The following is a 17,640-nucleotide window of genomic DNA, read 5'->3' as shown; positions in this document are numbered from 1 at the left end:
ACAACGGCGTTGGCAATTCGGAAACCAAACGGCAACGGCTTGCGTCGACAATAGCCGACAACGGCTTCCTGGCGAAGCCGGTCGAAACTTTGGAAGATGATCGGTTCCACGTCGATGTCCCGTTATTCTTGCGTCTTGAGCCTTTGGAAGACGGCGGTCGTCACCGTGGCTCTGGCGACCGCCATCTCGTACGCGCGCGCCGATTGGCGTGACGACATCGGCACATTCCGCATCGGCATGATCGCTGAACCAGGCGCCGGAAACACGGTGCCCGGCCTCTCAGCCTTGACCAAGGCTTATTCCATGGCGCTTGGCATGAACGTCGAGTTTCTGGTGGCGCCGGACTACGCGACCCTGATCGAGGCGCAGTCAGCCGGCCGTGTCGAATATGCGATCTATTCCGCGCTCGCCTATACGACTGCATCCGAACGTTGCGGTTGTGTGGAGCCTCTCGTCGCGCCGACGGATGGCGATGGTGCTGTCGGCATCCGTTCGCTCCTGATTACGCGGGATGGGAAGGTGCCATCGCTGCAAGCCATGACCGCGCATCGTATTGCGGTCGGTCCTGCGGAAAGTGTTGCGGGCTGGCTGCTGCCGCTGGCGGACCTCACGCCGAACCAGGTTTCCCTTTCGCAAGCCAGTCCATTTCTCGAACGCGTGTCATCCGTCTCGGCTGCGGAAGCGATGCTGGCGGAGAAAAAGGTCGATGCCGTATTCGGTTGGGCGACGTCTCGCGCTGATGACAGCGAGACCGGCGGTACGATCGCAAGACTGAAAGAAGCTGGCGTGCCGGAAAGCTCACTGCAGGTGATCTGGAGATCCAATCTGCTGCGCTACGGCCCCCATGCCGTGCTGAAAAGTCTCGATCCGGAAGCCAAGCGGAGGCTCCGTGTCTTTCTGGTCAATCTCAAGGGCCAAACGCCTGAAACGTACAATCTGCTGGAACCCTGGCATTCGGGTGGGTTCGTGGCTGTGGCGCATCAGGATTATGAGGCGGCGACACGGATCATGCGCGCCAGCTTGCGGGATCCCGTGCGGGGCCGGGAATGATGGTCCAGGCCTAGCAGTCCGAGCAGGTGAGCTGCGAGACCGTGCGCGGACGCAGCAAATAGGTTTCGCCCATGTTGATGGTTTTGAATGTATTGAGCAGGCCCAGTTGCTCGCCGCCCGCTACCCAGACGATCAGTGGTTCATAGGTCAGATTGCTGTCCACTTTGACCAGGAATGTGCCTTCAATGGCCAGTGCTGATGGTATCGGGAGTTTGTTGTCTTTGGCGAGGCCGGGACCGAAAGTGCCGTTGTTCAGTTTGCGTGACCAAACAACCGTAGCTTCCGGTGCCGAGGATTCCACTCGCAGGCCAGTGACAGTGATCGTAGGCTTTGATCGGGCGTATGGCAGCAGCGTAGTTTGCCCAATATCCATAATGCTTTGGATGGCGGCTTTGTCGATGCTTCCGGGATTTTGCGCGACAAGATCGGCAACCATGCTGCCGAGACGACTGACCTTCTTATTGGTCTCGATTGCCTGCGACGCCTCCATGGTCAGGAAATACATCATCAGCAAGATGGGGGCCAAAAAAGCAAATTCGACGGCCGCGACGCCACGTCGATCCTTGCAGAAGCGGGCTGCTCTCAGTCGCAGCATTCCGAGTCGTTTCAGTGCCTGAGGCAGCATCTCTTTTCCTTTGCGGGTCGCAGTGCCCGATCAACTGCCGTAAGGTTCGTTGAACCAAGTGTTGGTGGCGAAATGCAGCGTGGAATTGCGGCTGCCCTTGAAGTCCAGGCCGGCCATGGATTTTGCCAGGAAGTCGGTGATGACCGGCCATTTGTAGAAGACGCGTAACATGTTGATCGTCTCGGCTCCGCCGGGCTCGGCGACAAACTGTTTCTGGTCTTCCGAAGTGCCCTTCATCAGCACGATCTCACCGTTGGCGATCTTGTAGCTGTAACCGGCGGCCTCGACGTAAGAATCATACTTGCGCAGGTCGACCTTGAGACGGTCTGTGCACTCGTTCGCCATCAGGATTTCGAGTTCGTGGCAGATTTTCTGCTTCAGGGAATCGACGGTGACAACCTTTAGTTGGCCGGTACGCAACTGGCGTGCGATGTCGTCCGTCGCGTTTGTCAGCACCTCCTGGCCGGCGAAGGAAAGGCAGCTTTCCAGGATCGCGAACACGAGCAATGCGAAAGGAATGGCGAGAGCCGCGAACTCGATCGCTGTGCTGCCACGCCGGTCGCGTGCGAAACGGCCCAAAAACCCACGACGTCGCGCCGCGCGCTTCTCGCTGCCGCGTTTGCCTGCCTGCCCCATGACGCCTGGAACCCCTAAGCCGAACCCGCTGGAAGCCTAGACGAAACCCGTTGAGGGCTCGTTTTATTGATCCTTAAAGTAACGGATGAAGTCTTTACCCGCGCTTAACCAGCCTGGACACCGGACGCCGTCCGAGATGTCTATTGACCGGCGTTCATTTCCGACTCGGAAACCTTCTCGGCGTCGGTCTTCGTCGCGCTCTCGCAATAGGGAGTGCACGACATGGTCTGCACTTGCGAGCGCCGATAGATGCGCACGGAACTGACAGCCTGTCGAACGACTGTAACCTGCTCGTCGAGGATAGGGCTGCCCTGATTGTCGAGCGCCACGATATTGGTGACACCGAAACCCTTGCCGGTGAGCACGATCGTCGAGGCATCCTGTACGGCAGCGTCGGCGATGGCAGAATTGCCGATGACAACCGTGTCAGCCGCGCGCGGGAGCTTCACGATCCTGGCCTGGTTCATGGTAACCTCGATGCCAACCTCGGCCTTGCTGGGCAAGGCAAAGATCGCGGCGGCAAATGCCGCGGCCACGATCAGCGGTTTCGACACGGACATCTCGGTCTCCGGCACGGCAAAAAGTCAAAAAGAAGATGAACGAGATTGGTGAACCAAGGGTTAAGTGCCTTCCAGCGCCACCCAGTTGCGGTAGAGCACTAGCCCGCAGACAAGCCGAACTGGCTCCATTCTCATAGAAGGCTGCATTTTCCGGATCTGGCTCATCGATCCTTAACGCAGTTGAAGTAGGTATTGCCGCATCGAAGTTACTTTGTGCGTCAGGCCATGCTCATAGCGCTGATCTTTGTCGTCTTTCCTTTTTGCATGCTGTTCGCTGCGATCTCGGACATTTTGTCGATGACGATCGCCAATCGCGTCTCGGCGTTGCTGGTGGTGACCTTTGTGGCCGTCGCGCCGCTGACCGGCATGGATTGGGCAGCCTTTGGTCTGCATCTCGTGGCCGGCCTTCTTGTTTTAAGCGTGACCTTCGCGCTCTTTGCGCTCGGCGGAATGGGCGGCGGCGACGCCAAGCTGCTCGCTGCCACGTCGGTCTGGATGGGGTTTAATTTTACCCTTCTGCAGTATCTGGTGATTGCATCCATCCTTGGCGGCATACTGACGATCGCCATTCTCGCCTATCGGAAATCGCCCTTGGCAGCGATAACGGGTCAGAATGCGTTCCTGCGCCATTTCGCTGACGAAAAAGTCGGTGTGCCCTACGGTATCGCGTTGGGTTTGGGCGGATTGATCGCATTCCCCGAATCGCCGCTTGCAATGTGGGCGCTGGAAAGGCTTTCGGCTTAATTTATCGGCGCTTTGAGCTCTTCCGCCAGACCAATAAATTAGAACTCCATTAACCATAATTTGACGATTTCCGACGCACAGTCCGACTTGGCTAGGTGGTTTGTCAGGGTGGTATGGGGCGATGCCGGCATCCCGGTTGATTATTTTGAGCGTGGCTGTTGCCGCTGCGGGCGGTGCTGGCTATGTCGCCAAGAACATGGCGGTTCCGCCGGTGCCTCAGATCGTCGAGGCCGGACCCCAGCAGCCGGCGATCGCGCTGGAAGATGTGTTGGTTCTCAGCGCCGATGTTTCAATGGGAAGCCCGTTGGAAACCAGCATCAAGTGGGAAGCATGGCCCGCTGACGGCGTGAATCCCAATTTCATCACCCGCGCTGCCGATCCCGAGGCCGTCGATAAGCTCAAGAGTTCCGTCGCCCGCGTTGCCATGTATGCGGGCGAGCCCGTCCGTCGTTCCAAGCTGATCGGCGAGGGACAGAGTTTCATGTCGTCTATCCTGCCTCCCGGCACACGAGCGGTCGCAACGGCGATCGCCGCGGATACATCCGCGGGCGGCTTCATTCTGCCGAACGATTATGTCGACGTGATCATGACGCGAAAGGCCGATCCGGCGAATGGCGGGGGTGGCGGCTTCACCACCGAAACCATCCTGAAGAACATCCGGGTCCTGGCGATCGACCAGACCATCCAGGAAGACGAGGAAGGCAAGAAGACCCGTGTCGGCCAGACGGCTACGTTGGAGCTGACGCCGCAACAGGCCGAGATCATCACCGTGGCGCAACAGATGGCGGACCGGCTGACGCTTGCGCTGCGCTCGATCAAGGACACTCAGGAGAAGGTGGCGGCTGAAGCCGACTACCTCGTCTCGGGCAACGGACGGCGCGGCACGGTGCGTCTCATCAAATCCGGGGAAGTTTCCGAAGTGGGAGCAAGGAAATGAGGGTGAACGCCAAATCCCGGTTTGCCGCCATCCTCGCCGCCGGCCTCATGCTTGTCGGCGCCGAAGCGATGGGCCCGATTGATGCGCAGGCTGCCGGCAGCAAGGCACGCGTCGGCAACACGGCCGCCGGCCAGCGTGTCAAACTTGGCCTCAACAAATCGATCGTCATCGACTTGCCCAACGACGCTTACGATATCCTCGTGGCCAATCCGGCAGTGGCCGATGCCGTGACGCGAACGTCCCGCCGCATCTATCTTTTCGGCAAGGCGGTCGGCGAGACCAACATCTTCGTCTTCGGTCCGAATGGCGAGCAGATCGTCAGCCTCGATCTGGCTGTCGAACGCGACGTCGCCGGTCTCGAGGATTACCTCAAGCGGTTCATTCCGAATTCCGACGTCAAGGTGGAACTGCTCAACGACAACGTCGTTCTGACCGGCACCGTCGACACACCGCTCGACGCCAAGCGCGCGGTCGATCTGGCCACCATCTTCGTGACGGGCGGTGAGGCGACGACAGGCCAATATTCGCAAACCGCAGTGGGCGGTTCTCGCGACGGTGGGGTGGATATCGATAATCCCGATCAGACCCGCCAGAAGAGCCAGATCGTCAATCTCATCCAAATCATCGGCGATGACCAGGTGACGCTGAAAGTGACGGTCGCTGAGGTGAGCCGAACGGTCATGAAGCAGCTCGGCGTCAATATGGTGGGCAGCGGCGGCTCCAATGGCATCAGCTGGAGCGCGATCGGCGACCCCCTTTCAGGTCTTGGCAAACCCCTCAGCCAATCCAGTCTCGCAATCGGATCGTCATCGCTGCAGGCCTACATCAATGCGATGGAACAGGCGGGCGTCATGAAAACGCTGGCTGAGCCGACCCTGACCGCAGTTTCGGGCGAAAAGGCAACATTCAGGGTTGGTGGCGAGTTCAATCTCGTCACAGGCCAGGATGTCACTGCTGTCGACAATGAGGAGCGAGCAAAAGGAAAGAGGGATAACATTAAGTACACGATCGAGAAACTCGAATACGGAATAGGGCTCGAGTTTCAGCCCGTCGTGCTTTCCCCCGGTCGTATCAGTCTGAAAGTCAGGACTTCTGTTTCTGAACCGACGACGGAAGGTTCCGTCGGTCTTCCGACGGGGCTGAATTATCCAGGCGCCAATTTGCTTTCCATCCGTAAGCGGTTAGCCGATACCACCGTCGAACTGCCGTCCGGTGGTTCGATGATGATCGCTGGCCTTGTGCGTGACGACATCCGCCAGGCGGTCAACGGTTTGCCGGGTCTTTCAAAAATCCCGGTGCTCGGCGCTTTGTTTCGCAGCCGGGATTTCGTCCGCAACGAGACCGAGCTGGTCATTCTCATTACGCCTTATCTGGCTCGGCCGGTCGCGCGCAACGACCTCGCTAAACCTGACGACAATTTCAACGCCGCCAGCGATGGTGCCGGCATGTTCCTTGGTCGCGTCAACCGTGTCTACGGCACCATGCAGACCGACAAACCCGCCGGCCGCTATCATGGCGTCGTCGGTTTCATCTACAAATAAGCGGGGAACGGTTATGTCTCACTCGGCTATCATCGAGGCCCCGCAACCGGCGCTTCGAAGCAGTGTAACGAAGTTGGCGATGCCGGCCTTGCTGGTCGCGGCGGCATTGCTCAGCGGCTGCGCCAACCGCGACAGCATCACGGTGGGCGCGATCCCCGACGACTATCGCACCAATCACCCGATCATGATTTCGCAGCAGGACAAGACGCTGGATATCCCTGTCGGCGCCAGCGACCGCGGCATGACCCGTGCGCAAAGCCAGTCATTGCTCGGATTCCTTGACGGTTACGATCGCAACGCCGCATCGGTGCTGACCATTTCGGTGCCGTCCGGCTCAGCCAACGAGATCGCGGCGCAGTCGGCCGCGCGCGGTTTCGCCAAGGTCGCTGCCGCCAACGGTGTCCGCCGCGACCGCATCGCCTTCATTTCTTATGACGCCGGCGCTGCCGACGTCGCGGCACCCGTGCGCGTGACCTATTCGGCGATGCGGGCGCATACCGACAAATGCGGCCGCTGGTCGGCAGATATCGCAGATACGGCCGAGAACAAACACTACACCAATTTCGGCTGTTCCTATCAGAACAACCTCGCCGCCCAGATCGCCAATCCGACCGACCTCCTGGGACCGCGACAGCAGACACCGGTCGATGCGACGCGGCGCGGAGCGGTTATCGACGGATATCGCAAGGCGCCGTTCTACACGCCGGCGCCGCGCACCGAAGTCAACTACTGATGGTCGAGGATCGCGGAGGGCAAAGAACATGACCAATCTCGCCTACGATCCATCGGCGGATGACGGTGACGTCTCGTATCAGGACATCTCCGCCATGCAGTCGTTGCGGCCTGTTCCGCGTATTTCCGTCCAGGCTTTCTGCGAGACGGACGGGGTGGCCAATCCGATCGAACGCGCCGGCCAGGACCGGCGCATGGCCAAGGCCCATCTGAAAGTCCATATGGGTGGCATTTCGACAGCGATCGACTTCTATCATTCGGCGCCAACCCCCAATCTGATCATTCTGGAAACGCGTGCCGAGCCCAAGGAAATGCTCGAGCAGCTCGGCCAGCTCGCGGAATACTGCGATCCATCGTCGAAGGTGGTCGTGATCGGCCACTACAACGATGTCGGTCTCTATCGGGAACTGATCCGTTCAGGCATTTCGGAATATGTCGTCGCTCCTGTCTCGATGGCCGATGTCGTTGCCGTCATCGCCTCGATCTTCATTGATCCGGAAGCGGAGCCGATCGGCCGTTCCGTCGCCTTCGTCGGCGCCAAAGGCGGCGTCGGCTCTTCCACGATCGCCCACAATGTGGCCTGGGCCGTGTCGTCGCTGTTCAAATCGGAAGTCGTCGTGGCCGATCTGGACCTTGCCTTCGGTACGGCAAACATCAATTTCGATCAGGATCCCGCTCAAGGCATCGCCGAAGCGGTGTTTTCGCCCGAACGTATCGATGAGGTCTATCTCGATCGTCTGCTTGCGCAATGCGCCGAACACCTCTCCCTGCTGGCGGCGCCCTCGACCCTGGACCGCGTCTACGATTTCGAGCCCGAAGCTTTCAGCCAGATCATCGACACCGCGCAGCGCACTGCACCACTTCTGATCCTGGATGTGCCCCACATCTGGAGTGGCTGGAGCAAGAACACGCTGATCAAGGCCGATGAGATCGTCATCACCGCGACGCCGGAACTGGCCAACCTGCGCAACGCCAAGAATATGGTGGACATGCTGAAACGGCTGCGGCCGAACGACCCGGCCCCAAAGCTGATCCTCAATCAAGCTGGCGTTCCCAAGCGCCCCGAAATCTCGGCCAATGACTTCGCCGAGCCGCTCGGCATCACACCGATGGCGGTCATTCCTTTCGAGCCGTTGTTGTTCGGCAATGCTGCCAACAACGGCCGTATGCTGGGCGAAATGGATGCCAAGAATCCGGTCGTCGCCACGATCAAGGAGATCGCTCACGTGCTGACGGGCCGCAGCGAACTCAAGACGAAGAAAAAAGCGAGCCTCGGCAGCATTCTTGGCAAGCTCAGACGTAACAAGAAGTAACCGCCTTGGGGCGGAATGGGTAGCGGATCATGTTCGGTAAGAGAGGCAGTGACGACGGCAGCCGGGCCACGCCGGAATTCCGGCAGCTCGCGCCCGCACCCGCGGAGGTTGCGGTGGCGCCCCGTCCATCCGCGCCGATCGCGCCGCAGCAGACACCGATATCGGCAGCCGCTCCGGTGCGCCGAACGATAGAAGCCCCATCCATCGCGGCGGAAGCCAAACGGGCACCGCGTGAGCGCAGCGAGAGCTATTACGACACCAAAAGCCAGGTTTTCTCGGCACTTATCGATACGATCGATTTGTCGCAACTGGCCAAGCTCGACCCCGAAAGCGCGCGCGAGGAAATCCGCGATATCGTCAACGACATCATCGCGATCAAGAATTTCGCGATGTCGATTGCCGAGCAGGAGGATCTGCTCGAGGATATCTGCAACGACGTCCTGGGCTACGGTCCACTCGAGCCGCTGCTGGCGCGTGACGACATCGCCGATATCATGGTGAACGGCTCCCGCAACGTCTACATCGAAGTCAACGGACGGGTGGAGACGACCGGCATCCGTTTTCGCGACAACCAGCAGCTCCTGAACATCTGTCAGCGCATCGTCTCTCAGGTCGGTCGCCGTGTCGATGAATCCTCGCCGATCTGCGATGCCCGCCTGCCGGACGGCTCGCGCGTCAACGTCATCGCGCCGCCGCTCGCGATCGACGGCACCGCGCTGACGATCCGCAAATTCAAGAAGGACAAACTCACCCTCGACCAGCTCGTCCGTTTCGGCGCGATTTCGCCGGAGGGTGCGGAGGTCCTTAAGATCATCGGCCGCGTTCGGTGCAATGTCGTCATTTCCGGTTCGACGGGTTCAGGCAAGACGACGCTGCTCAACTGCCTGACCAACTATGTCGACCGCGAAGAGCGGGTCATCACCTGCGAGGATTCTGCCGAGCTCCAGCTCCAGCAACCGCATGTGGTGCGGCTGGAGTCCCGCCCGCCCAACCTCGAAGGGGAGGGCGAAGTGACCATGCGCGATCTGGTCAGGAACTGCCTGCGCATGCGGCCAGACCGCATCATCGTGGGCGAGGTGCGCGGGCCGGAAGTCTTTGACCTGCTGCAGGCCATGAATACCGGCCACGACGGATCGATGGGCACGATCCACTCCAACAGCCCCCGCGAATGTCTGAACCGCATGGAATCCATGGTTGCGATGGGCGGCTACACGCTGCCGCAGAAGACGGTGCGCGAAATCATCGTAGGTTCGGTGGATGTCATCATCCAGGCGGCACGCCTGCGCGACGGTTCGCGCCGCATCACCCACATCACCGAAGTGATCGGCATGGAGGGAGACGTGATCATCACGCAGGATCTCGTCCTCTACAACATCAAGGGCGAAGACATGAACGGCAGGCTCATCGGCGAGCATGTGTCGACCGGTATCGGCCGCCCGCATTTCTGGGACCGGGCGCGCTATTACGGAGAGGAACAGCGCCTGGCGGCCGCGCTCGAGGCAATGGAGAAGCGGGCCGAGTAAGGATTCCAGAAGCGCGAGGAAACTTGCCGATGTTCGGTATCGACAGCACCGTTCTGATCTTCATCATTCTGGCTGGCACAAGTGCCGGCGCGATCGCCTATGCCTTGATGTTCAACCGCATGAGTGCCGAGAAACAGGTTGGCAAGCGTCTGGAGGTCATCAAGGCGGCGGAGAGCGACCGCGCGGTCGTAAAAGCTGCCCGCGATAAGATGAACGAGGCTGCCAAGCGCCGCAAATCCCTGCAGGACACGCTGAAGGATCTCGACGAGAAGCAGAAGACAACCACGCGTACGATCAAGAGTCCCCCTCTGCGGATACAGATCCGCCAGGCGGGGCTCACCATGACGATGGAACGCTTCTACGTGTATTCGGCGATCTGTGGTGTCGTGCTTGGCCTGTTGGTTTTTGTCGCCGGCGCACCGCTCTTTGCGGTGCCTGCCGCGGTGCTGGTCGGTGGCCTTGGCCTGCCGCGCTGGTTTATCTCGTTCCGTCGCGCACGCCGTGTCAAAGCCTTCCTCAACGAATTTCCCAATGCGCTGGATGTCATCGTGCGCGCCGTAAAATCCGGCCTGCCGCTCAACGACGGCATTCGCCTGATCGCCAATGAAGCGGCCGAACCTGTGAAGAGCGAGTTCCGTCGCATCGTAGACGCGCAGCAGATGGGCCTGTCGATCCCGGATGCTGCCTCGCGTATGCCCGAGACCATGCCTTGCGCGGAAGCGGGTTTCTTCGGAATTGTCATTCAGATTCAGGCGCAGGCTGGCGGCAACCTCTCCGAAGCACTCGGCAACCTGTCGAGGGTTTTGCGTGATCGCAAGAAGATGAAAGCCAAGGTCCAGGCATTGTCGATGGAGGCCAAGGCTTCTGCAGCAATCATCGGCGCATTGCCTTTCATCGTCGCCTTCCTCGTCTATCTCACCAGCCCGAACTATCTGATGCCGCTGTTCACCACCAGCACGGGTCATTTGGTGCTGGGCGTCTCCGCTGTCTGGATGTCGTTTGGCATCCTTGTGATGCGGCGGATGATGAACATCGAGGTGTAAGACGATGACCGGACAAACCATAAAGACCCTTACAGATCCGGCATTCCTGATCGCCATCCTTGTGGCGATCGCCGTCTTTGCCACCGTATTCACGCTTCTGCCGGCCTTCGCCCGCGACCCTCTCAAGGCGCGAATGAAATCGGTGGCGTTGGAGCGTGAGGAACTGCGCGCCAAGCAGCGCGCCCGGCTGGCCGCGGAAGCTGATCGGCGCCGAAAGGGACTGCGTGAAGAACAGTCGATCGGCATGCGCAACATCGTCGAGCGATTGGACCTGAAGCGTGCATTGGCCGACGAGAGCACGCTGCAGAAACTCAAGATGGCGGGCTTCCGTGGGCAGAACCCACTGACCAAGTTTCTGTTCTTCCGTCTTGTCCTGCCTTTCGCCGGTTTGGTGCTGGCGGGCTTCTACGTTTTCGTGCTCGGCAGCCTCGGAGAGCAACCTTTCGTCGTGAAGTTGTTCGTTTGCGTCGTTGGTGCCTATGTCGGGTTCTATATTCCGGTCCTTTATGTTTCCAATCGCGCCACCAAGCGCAAGCAATCCATTCAGAAAGCCTGGCCCGACGCGCTCGACCTGATGCTGATCTGCGTGGAATCCGGCATGTCTGTCGAAGCCGCGATGCACAAGGTTTCGGACGAGATCGGTTCGCAATCAGCGGAACTGGCCGAGGAGTTCGTGCTCACCAATGCCGAGCTCTCCTATCTGCAGGAACGTCGCCAGGCATACGAGAACCTCGCCGGCCGTACCGGGCTGGATTCGGTGAAATCGGTTTCCCAGGCACTTATCCAGGCCGAGCGCTACGGCACGCCTGTTGCCCAGGCGCTGCGCGTACTGGCCTCGGAAAGCCGCGACATGCGTATGAATGAGGCGGAGAAGAGGGCGGCTGCCCTGCCGCCGAAGCTGACCGTTCCGATGATCCTCTTCTTCCTGCCGGTACTTTTCGCCATCATCCTCGGCCCAGCCGGCATTACCGTCAGCGAGCGTGGCATCTTCGGCGACAAGCAGCAGTCGAGCGAACGGCAGTAGCCGCCGCGTTCGGGAAGCTATTTCTCGAAACGAGTCCGGGCTCGCGACGCGGTCAGTTGACTGCGGTTGCGGTCTGCTTCTTGCCTTTGTCCTGTGCCTTCAATTGGCTCCAGGCATTCTGCTGGGAGAGCATCTGGCGCAGATAGGCGACGTTGGCTTGTGCCTGTTCGGGTGACAGTTCCTGCGAGGCGATCTTTTCCGCCTCGTCGAAACGGCCTTGCAGGCCCACCGCCAGTGCCAGGTTCTGTCTTACGCGGCTGTCCGCATTTGGCTGTGAGGTGGCCGAACGCAGATAGGTTTCCGCCGTGCGCAGATCGCCTTCGAGCAGATAGGACATGCCAAGATTGGACAGGATCGTCGGCTCGTTCGGTTTCAGGTCCTGTGCCTTGCGGTAGAGTTGTCGGGCTTCGTCGCGTTGACCGAGCTGGTCGAGGATAGCACCCTCGGCGGAGACCAGTTTCCAGTCCGGATATTCCGGCGTCTGCGCGCGCCGCACGGCATCGAGCGCCGGCTCGAGCTGGCCGTTGGCGGCGAGCGCCTTGCCATAGGCGGCGAGCACGTCGCGGTCCTTCGGATAGGCGATGGCCAGTTTGCGCATCACCGCCAGCGACTGGTCGGCATCGCCATTCATTTGCAGCACAATGGCATATTTCAGCGCGATGTTCTTGTCATTGGGATTGCGGGCGTAGGATTGGCCGAGCCGCCCGGTCGCATCGCGCAGTTCGCCGGAGGACATCAGTTCCAACGGCTTGCCGGTGCCTCGCCCGATCGAGCCGGTCGACATGCGGTCGGTGGTGCCGCAGCCGGCGACGCTCGCCGCGAGCATGACCAGCAACGCGGCTGTCATCGACCGCTTGCCTGTCCTGCGGGCGGGGAGGGTGATGGGCATGGGGCGGGCTCCATTCTTCCGGGGGCCGTGCGCCGGCCGTCTTCCCTAGCCGAGAAATATTCTGTTAACCCTAACGGATGGTTAAGAGCGCCGAGTCGAGGCGCCTTCGGAGCTAGCAAATGCCGGTCGAACTCGTCGCAAAGAAATCCCGCAAGGCGCTGCCTGTGCACCTCGTTCGCAAGGAAGGGCTGGACGCTGCCCAACTACCGCCCGAGGCGTTCGCCTGGGCCAGGGCCAACGGGTTCTCGGGTGAAGCGGGGCGCACCCTCGTGCTGCCCGGAAAGGATGGCGAAATCGGTGGCGCGCTGTTCGGCTCAGGCGAGGGCGCCCTGCAGACAGGCTCGCTGGCAAAAGCGCTGCCGGCCGGCGATTGGCACTTCGCGCAAACGCCCGCGAATCCGGAACTTTCCGCCCTGGGCCTGGTGCTTGGAGGCTATGTCTTCACGCGTTACGGCAAGAAGCCAGGCAGGGCGTTGCGTTTCGCGTTGCCGGCCGGCGCGGACGCGGATCGCATCGGCCGCGTTGCCGAAGGCGTCTTTCTGGTTCGCGATCTCGTCAACACGCCGACCAGTGATATGGGGCCGGAGGCACTGGAAAAGGCCGTCCGCGTGCTGGCAAAGCGGCATAAGGCAGATATCTTGGTCACCAAGGGCGACGACCTCATCAAGAAGAATTTCCCGATGATCCACGCCGTCGGCCGCGCCTCGGCGGAGGCGCCGCGCCTCATCGACCTTACCTGGGGGCCGAAAGGCGCCCCGAAAGTGACGCTGGTCGGCAAGGGCGTGTGCTTCGACACCGGCGGGCTCGACATCAAGCCGTCGGCCTCGATGCTTCTGATGAAGAAGGACATGGGCGGCGCCGCCAATGTGTTGGGTCTCGCCTCGATGATCATGGCCGCCAACCTGAAGGTCAGGCTGCGTGTTCTGATCCCGGCGGTCGAGAACTCCATCTCGGCCAACGCCTTCCGTCCGGGTGACGTGTTGACCAGCCGCAAGGGCATCACTGTCGAGATCGGCAACACCGACGCCGAAGGCCGCCTGGTGCTGGCCGATGCGCTGGCGCTGGCGGACGATGAGCAGCCGCAGCTGCTGGTGGACATGGCGACGCTGACGGGTGCTGCGCGCGTTGCGCTGGGGCCGGACCTGCCGCCTTTCTATACGGATGACGAAACGCTCGCGGCAGAGCTTTCAGCCGCTTCGGTTGCGGTGGAGGATCCGCTATGGCGCATGCCGCTTTGGAAGCCGTACGATGCCAAGCTGTCGTCCAAGATCGCCGATATGAACAATGTCACCGCCGATAGTTTCGCCGGCTCGATCACGGCGGCTCTGTTTCTCAAACGCTTTGTCGAGAAGACCACGGGTTGGGCGCATTTCGACATCTTCGCCTGGAATCCAGCCGAGCGTCCATATGGTCCGGCTGGCGGCGAGGCGCAGGCCATTCGCGCGTTGGAACAGGTAATCATCGGTCGCTTTGGCTGAGGAGGCGGCTGAAACGGACGCGAAACGATTTTCCGTCATGCTGGACGGATGTCGATCGCTCTGCGTCCCAGCCAGGCCCTGCGACTGTGGCAGCAAGTCATGCTCTCGCAGGTGCGCGGCGATGCCCCCGATCTCACGGCGCGACAACTGGCGATCCTGCTCACCGTGTATCTCGACCCGCCGCCGCACACGGTTCGCGGCCTGGCCACCCGGCTTGACGTCACCAAGCCGGTCATCACGCGTGCGTTGGACACGATGGGGGCACTCAAGCTTGTCTCGCGTCACCGCGACGCACTCGACAAGCGCAACGTCCTGGTCAAACGCACCGTGGAAGGTGCGCTCTATGTCGAGCGGCTTGGCGATGATATCATCGTCAAAGCCCATGATTTGCCACTCTGATTTCCAAAGAGCCGAGTTGCCGCTTTGACTGCCCACGATGCCCGCTTGCATGCCTTCCGCACCGACCTTGCCGATATCCGCCTGAAAGGTGAAGTGACGGCCGAGCGCTTCGTTACCGGCAGGCCGGCGCGGATCGCGGCGTCGGTCGTCGATCTGCGCCGTGCGCCGCGCGCCGATTCCGGAATCGATACGCAATTCCTGTCCGGCGACGATGTTCTGGTGTTCGACGAGGTTGATGGCTGGGCCTGGATACAGGGCGAGCGCGATGGCTATGTCGGCTATGTCCTGGCTGGGGAGCTGGGCGCACGAGCCACGCCGCCCACCCATATCGTCTCGGTGCCGCGCACCTTTGTTTATCCGGGGCCGGACCTGCGCTTTCCACGCAGCGGGCAGTTGTCGATGGGCTCGACCGTAACGGTCACGAGCGCCGCTGAGACCCGCGGCACGCACTATGCCGTGCTGACCTCGGGCGAGGCTGTTATCGCTGGCCATCTGCGACCGGTTGGCGAGCATGCGCCGGATTATGTCTCGGTCGCCGAGACTTTCCTGGGCACGCCTTATCTGTGGGGCGGTGCTTCCGGATTCGGCATCGACTGTTCCGGCCTCGTGCAGCTTTCGATGCGCATGGCCGGGCGCGACGCGCTTCGCGACACCGACATGCAGGTTTCGTCGTTGGGTGAGCTTCTCGAGATCGGCCCGGACCATTCCGGCTTGAAGCGCGGTGACCTCGTATTCTGGAAAGGTCATGTCGCGATCATGACCGATCCCGAAACGATGATCCATGCCAATGGTCACACCATGACGGTGGCGCGAGAGGGATTGAAGGATGCGATTGCCCGCATCGGCTATCTCTATGGCGGCCCTACCGCCTTTCGGCGACCATAACGTCCCAAGAGATTAGAGTATGTCGGCCCAGTTTACCGGCATCCAACGGCTCTGGCGCCTGGCTATGCGCTCGTCGCGGGTTTCGGCATCATAGACTGTGGGTAGCGGCTCTCGCGTGAACTGCTTGCGCTCGTCCAGTGCGTTGACGATGATGATCGCCCGCTGCTCGGCGCTATCGGTGGTGACGGCCGCGACATAGACGCCGCAATCGCGGCAGACCAGATATTCGGCTGTCCTCATCCCGAAAGCATAGCGTGAGAGCAGCGTCTCATTCCCAACGGAGATGGTCAGCAAGCCGTTGGGATCGGAGGCCGCGAGCGAATTGTGCTTGCGGCAGAACGAACACTGACAGGCGCGGAGTTCGGTTTCATCCGGCGCTGTGGTGGTCGTGAACGTCAGTCGGACATTGCCGCAATGGCAGCCACCTTCATGCGTGATCATCGCTGCCTCCCATCCACATGGAGAAGCACGCAGAATAGTCGTTTGATCCCTGTTTAGGAATGTCGATCCAGAGGCCAAACGTCACAAGTGACTGTGAAACGAAGGTACGAATCTGCAACGGCCGTTGAGGCCTATTTACCGCTCCGCCGCAGATGCTCATCCAGCCTGGGCATGATCTCCACGAAATTGCAGGGCATGTGCCGATAGTCGAGCTGGGCTTTCAGGATGCCGTCCCAGGCATCCTTGCATGCGCCGGGCGAGCCCGGCAGCACGAAGACGAAGGTGGCGTTGACGACACCGCCGGTGGCGCGGCTCTGGATCGTGGATGTGCCGATTTTGTCATAGGAGATACGGTGGAACACCTCCGAGAAGCCGTCCATGCGTTTCTCGAAAATCGGCTCCAGCGCTTCCGGCGTGACGTCGCGTCCGGTGAAGCCGGTGCCGCCCGTGGTGATGACGACGTCGACATCTTCGTCCTTCGACCAGGCGAGGACCTTGTCGCGGATCTTGTTCTTGTCGTCGGTGACGATGTCACGGGCGGCCAGGACATGCCCCGCTGCCTCGATGCGGTCGGCCAGTGTCTGGCCGGACTTGTCGTCTGCCAGCTTGCGTGTGTCCGATACGGTCAGCACCGCGATGCGGATGGGAATGAAGGAGCGGCTCGTCTCAGGCGTATTCAACTTCGTGAACCTCCGATGCCATCGACCGCGTTGCGGCGACGAACCAGTCCGGATGCCGCGCGCGGATGCTGGCCGCTGCGCGCTTGGCGACGTTGCCTGTCTCGAACAGGCCGAAACAGGTGGCGCCCGAACCCGACATGCGGGCGAAGGCCGCATCTGCGCGCAGCAGCGCGGCCCGGGCTTTGCCGATCAGCGGCGAGATCGTCTCGGCAGCGGGCTCGAGGTCGTTGCGTGTCGCCTCAAGCCAATCCAGCAGGCTGTGGAAGTCGATGACGTCCGGCAGCGGTGGCAGAACCTCGTTGTCGCGGCGGGCAAGCGATCGGAACACATCGGCGGTAGCGACCGTAACGCCTGGATTGACCATGACCAGTCCGAGCGCCGGGAATTTGGCTACGGTCGAAATCGTCTCGCCCGCACCATGGGCAAGGAGCGGTTGTGCCTTGAGGCACATTGGCAGATCGGCGCCGAGCGAGAAGCCGATCTGCGCCAATTCCATCTCATCGATGTCGAGCTTCCAGATCGAGGCAAGAGCGCGCAATGCCGCCGCAGCATCGCTTGATCCGCCGCCGATACCGGAAGCTACGGGCAGGTTCTTTTCGAGCGAAATCGCTACCGCTGGTGCATTCTTCGGGTCGGCGTGGCGGCGCAACGCGTCGCGTGCCTTGAGGATCAGGTTGGTTTCGTCGGTCGGCACGAGCCCGGCAAAACGGCCCGAGACGATGAAACGATCCTCATCCGCCCTGTGTGCTTCGATACGATCCCCAAAACGGGTGAACACGGCGAGACTTTCGATCGTGTGAAAGCCGTCGGCTCGCAAGCCGGTGACATGAAGGGCGAGATTGACCTTCGCGGGCGCCAGGCGGGCGTCCACGGCATGGTCGGCAGATTCGGGGTCGAGTGCCGTGGAGCTCAATCCTTGGCCAGCCGGTATTCGCCGGTCTTGGGGTCTTTCACCAGCGTCCCCATCGTACCGTTGGCGCGTTGCTGCTCGGTGCGCCGCACCTTGGCGGTCACGCGTTCAGCCTCCTTGATGAAGGAGCGGTATCCAACATAAGCGACGACGCCGATGACGATGAAGAAGATGATCTGTGGCATATCGAAACTCCTCCCTCAATGGTCCTCGGTGGCAGACGTTCGGGT

Annotated in this window: 20 protein-coding genes; 12 read left to right on the top strand and 8 right to left on the bottom strand. The window is 61.0% G+C overall.

The window, feature by feature from the left end; translation table 11 throughout:
* Nucleotides 1-114: 114 nt before the first annotated feature.
* Nucleotides 115-1,050, top strand: a complete 936-nt coding sequence (locus AO692_RS05885; RefSeq protein WP_054309461.1) for a PhnD/SsuA/transferrin family substrate-binding protein — start codon at nt 115-117, stop codon at nt 1,048-1,050.
* 10 nt (nt 1,051-1,060) lie between these two features.
* Here the strand turns inward: AO692_RS05885 and AO692_RS05880 are convergent, their stop codons facing one another.
* The 3 genes from AO692_RS05880 to AO692_RS05870 all read right to left on the bottom strand — a co-directional run bounded on the left by AO692_RS05880 (nt 1,061) and on the right by AO692_RS05870 (nt 2,871).
* Nucleotides 1,061-1,675: a TadE/TadG family type IV pilus assembly protein gene (locus tag AO692_RS05880; protein ID WP_054309089.1), complete on the bottom strand. Its 615-nt coding sequence runs from the start codon at nt 1,673-1,675 to the stop codon at nt 1,061-1,063.
* A gap of 30 nt (nt 1,676-1,705) precedes the next feature.
* A complete protein-coding gene (locus tag AO692_RS05875; RefSeq protein WP_054309088.1) occupies nt 1,706-2,311 on the bottom strand; it encodes a TadE/TadG family type IV pilus assembly protein in 606 nt (201 codons plus the stop codon).
* A 140-nt stretch (nt 2,312-2,451) separates the two neighbouring features.
* Nucleotides 2,452-2,871 (bottom strand): pilus assembly protein N-terminal domain-containing protein, encoded by a 420-nt coding sequence (locus tag AO692_RS05870; protein WP_054309087.1) that lies wholly within the window; start codon nt 2,869-2,871, stop codon nt 2,452-2,454.
* A gap of 225 nt (nt 2,872-3,096) precedes the next feature.
* Between AO692_RS05870 and AO692_RS05865 the strand changes: the two genes are divergently transcribed.
* The 8 genes from AO692_RS05865 to AO692_RS05830 all read left to right on the top strand — a co-directional run bounded on the left by AO692_RS05865 (nt 3,097) and on the right by AO692_RS05830 (nt 11,728).
* Nucleotides 3,097-3,615, top strand: coding sequence for a prepilin peptidase (locus tag AO692_RS05865; protein WP_054309086.1), 519 nt, complete (start codon nt 3,097-3,099; stop codon nt 3,613-3,615).
* Nucleotides 3,616-3,736: 121 nt separating this feature from the next.
* Nucleotides 3,737-4,552 (top strand): Flp pilus assembly protein CpaB, encoded by an 816-nt coding sequence (cpaB, locus tag AO692_RS05860; protein WP_054309085.1) that lies wholly within the window; start codon nt 3,737-3,739, stop codon nt 4,550-4,552.
* The gene (locus AO692_RS05855; RefSeq protein WP_054309084.1) at nt 4,549-6,093 is read left to right on the top strand and encodes a type II and III secretion system protein family protein; all 1,545 of its coding nucleotides are present in this window, start codon (nt 4,549-4,551) and stop codon (nt 6,091-6,093) included. Before cpaB ends, AO692_RS05855 begins: the two co-directional genes overlap by 4 nt.
* Nucleotides 6,094-6,172: 79 nt before the next feature.
* The gene (locus AO692_RS05850) at nt 6,173-6,826 is read left to right on the top strand and encodes a CpaD family pilus assembly protein (RefSeq protein WP_244483264.1); all 654 of its coding nucleotides are present in this window, start codon (nt 6,173-6,175) and stop codon (nt 6,824-6,826) included.
* Nucleotides 6,827-6,854: 28 nt separating this feature from the next.
* Entirely contained in the window at nt 6,855-8,138 is a 1,284-nt protein-coding gene (locus AO692_RS05845) for a CpaE family protein (protein ID WP_054309082.1), read from the top strand.
* Between the two features lie 29 nt (nt 8,139-8,167).
* Nucleotides 8,168-9,661, top strand: coding sequence for a CpaF family protein (locus AO692_RS05840; RefSeq protein ID WP_054309081.1), 1,494 nt, complete (start codon nt 8,168-8,170; stop codon nt 9,659-9,661).
* A gap of 29 nt (nt 9,662-9,690) precedes the next feature.
* Entirely contained in the window at nt 9,691-10,704 is a 1,014-nt protein-coding gene (locus AO692_RS05835) for a type II secretion system F family protein (RefSeq protein WP_054309080.1), read from the top strand.
* A gap of 4 nt (nt 10,705-10,708) precedes the next feature.
* Nucleotides 10,709-11,728: a type II secretion system F family protein gene (locus AO692_RS05830; protein ID WP_054309079.1), complete on the top strand. Its 1,020-nt coding sequence runs from the start codon at nt 10,709-10,711 to the stop codon at nt 11,726-11,728.
* A gap of 52 nt (nt 11,729-11,780) precedes the next feature.
* Here the strand turns inward: AO692_RS05830 and AO692_RS05825 are convergent, their stop codons facing one another.
* On the bottom strand, nt 11,781-12,617 hold the full coding sequence (locus AO692_RS05825) for a tetratricopeptide repeat protein (RefSeq protein WP_054309078.1): 837 nt from the start codon (nt 12,615-12,617) through the stop codon (nt 11,781-11,783).
* A gap of 119 nt (nt 12,618-12,736) precedes the next feature.
* Here AO692_RS05825 and AO692_RS05820 point away from each other — a divergent pair, with 119 nt between their 5' ends.
* The 3 genes from AO692_RS05820 to AO692_RS05810 are packed head-to-tail and all read left to right on the top strand — an operon-like array spanning nt 12,737 to nt 15,379.
* Nucleotides 12,737-14,095 (top strand): leucyl aminopeptidase family protein, encoded by a 1,359-nt coding sequence (locus tag AO692_RS05820; protein ID WP_054309077.1) that lies wholly within the window; start codon nt 12,737-12,739, stop codon nt 14,093-14,095.
* 48 nt (nt 14,096-14,143) lie between these two features.
* The gene (locus AO692_RS05815; protein WP_054309076.1) at nt 14,144-14,494 is read left to right on the top strand and encodes a MarR family winged helix-turn-helix transcriptional regulator; all 351 of its coding nucleotides are present in this window, start codon (nt 14,144-14,146) and stop codon (nt 14,492-14,494) included.
* A 24-nt stretch (nt 14,495-14,518) separates the two neighbouring features.
* Entirely contained in the window at nt 14,519-15,379 is an 861-nt protein-coding gene (locus AO692_RS05810) for an NlpC/P60 family protein (RefSeq protein WP_054309075.1), read from the top strand.
* A 12-nt stretch (nt 15,380-15,391) separates the two neighbouring features.
* Here the strand turns inward: AO692_RS05810 and AO692_RS05805 are convergent, their stop codons facing one another.
* The 4 genes from AO692_RS05805 to AO692_RS05790 form a co-directional block, all read right to left on the bottom strand.
* On the bottom strand, nt 15,392-15,820 hold the full coding sequence (locus tag AO692_RS05805) for a hypothetical protein (protein ID WP_054309074.1): 429 nt from the start codon (nt 15,818-15,820) through the stop codon (nt 15,392-15,394).
* Nucleotides 15,821-15,951: 131 nt separating this feature from the next.
* A complete protein-coding gene (gene moaB, locus AO692_RS05800) occupies nt 15,952-16,500 on the bottom strand; it encodes a molybdenum cofactor biosynthesis protein B (RefSeq protein ID WP_054309073.1) in 549 nt (182 codons plus the stop codon).
* The gene (locus AO692_RS05795) at nt 16,487-17,413 is read right to left on the bottom strand and encodes a 4-(cytidine 5'-diphospho)-2-C-methyl-D-erythritol kinase (RefSeq protein ID WP_244483263.1); all 927 of its coding nucleotides are present in this window, start codon (nt 17,411-17,413) and stop codon (nt 16,487-16,489) included. The genes moaB and AO692_RS05795 overlap by 14 nt, the downstream gene beginning before the upstream one ends.
* Entirely contained in the window at nt 17,410-17,595 is a 186-nt protein-coding gene (locus tag AO692_RS05790) for a hypothetical protein (protein WP_054309072.1), read from the bottom strand. Before AO692_RS05790 ends, AO692_RS05795 begins: the two co-directional genes overlap by 4 nt.
* Nucleotides 17,596-17,640 lie beyond the last annotated feature (45 nt).

It is taken from the genome of Mesorhizobium sp. 1M-11 (assembly GCF_001303895.1).
Taxonomy (GTDB): Bacteria; Pseudomonadota; Alphaproteobacteria; order Rhizobiales; family Rhizobiaceae; genus Mesorhizobium.
Note: the sequence above shows the minus strand (reverse complement) of the source record. Positions and strands in the feature narration are given on the sequence as shown.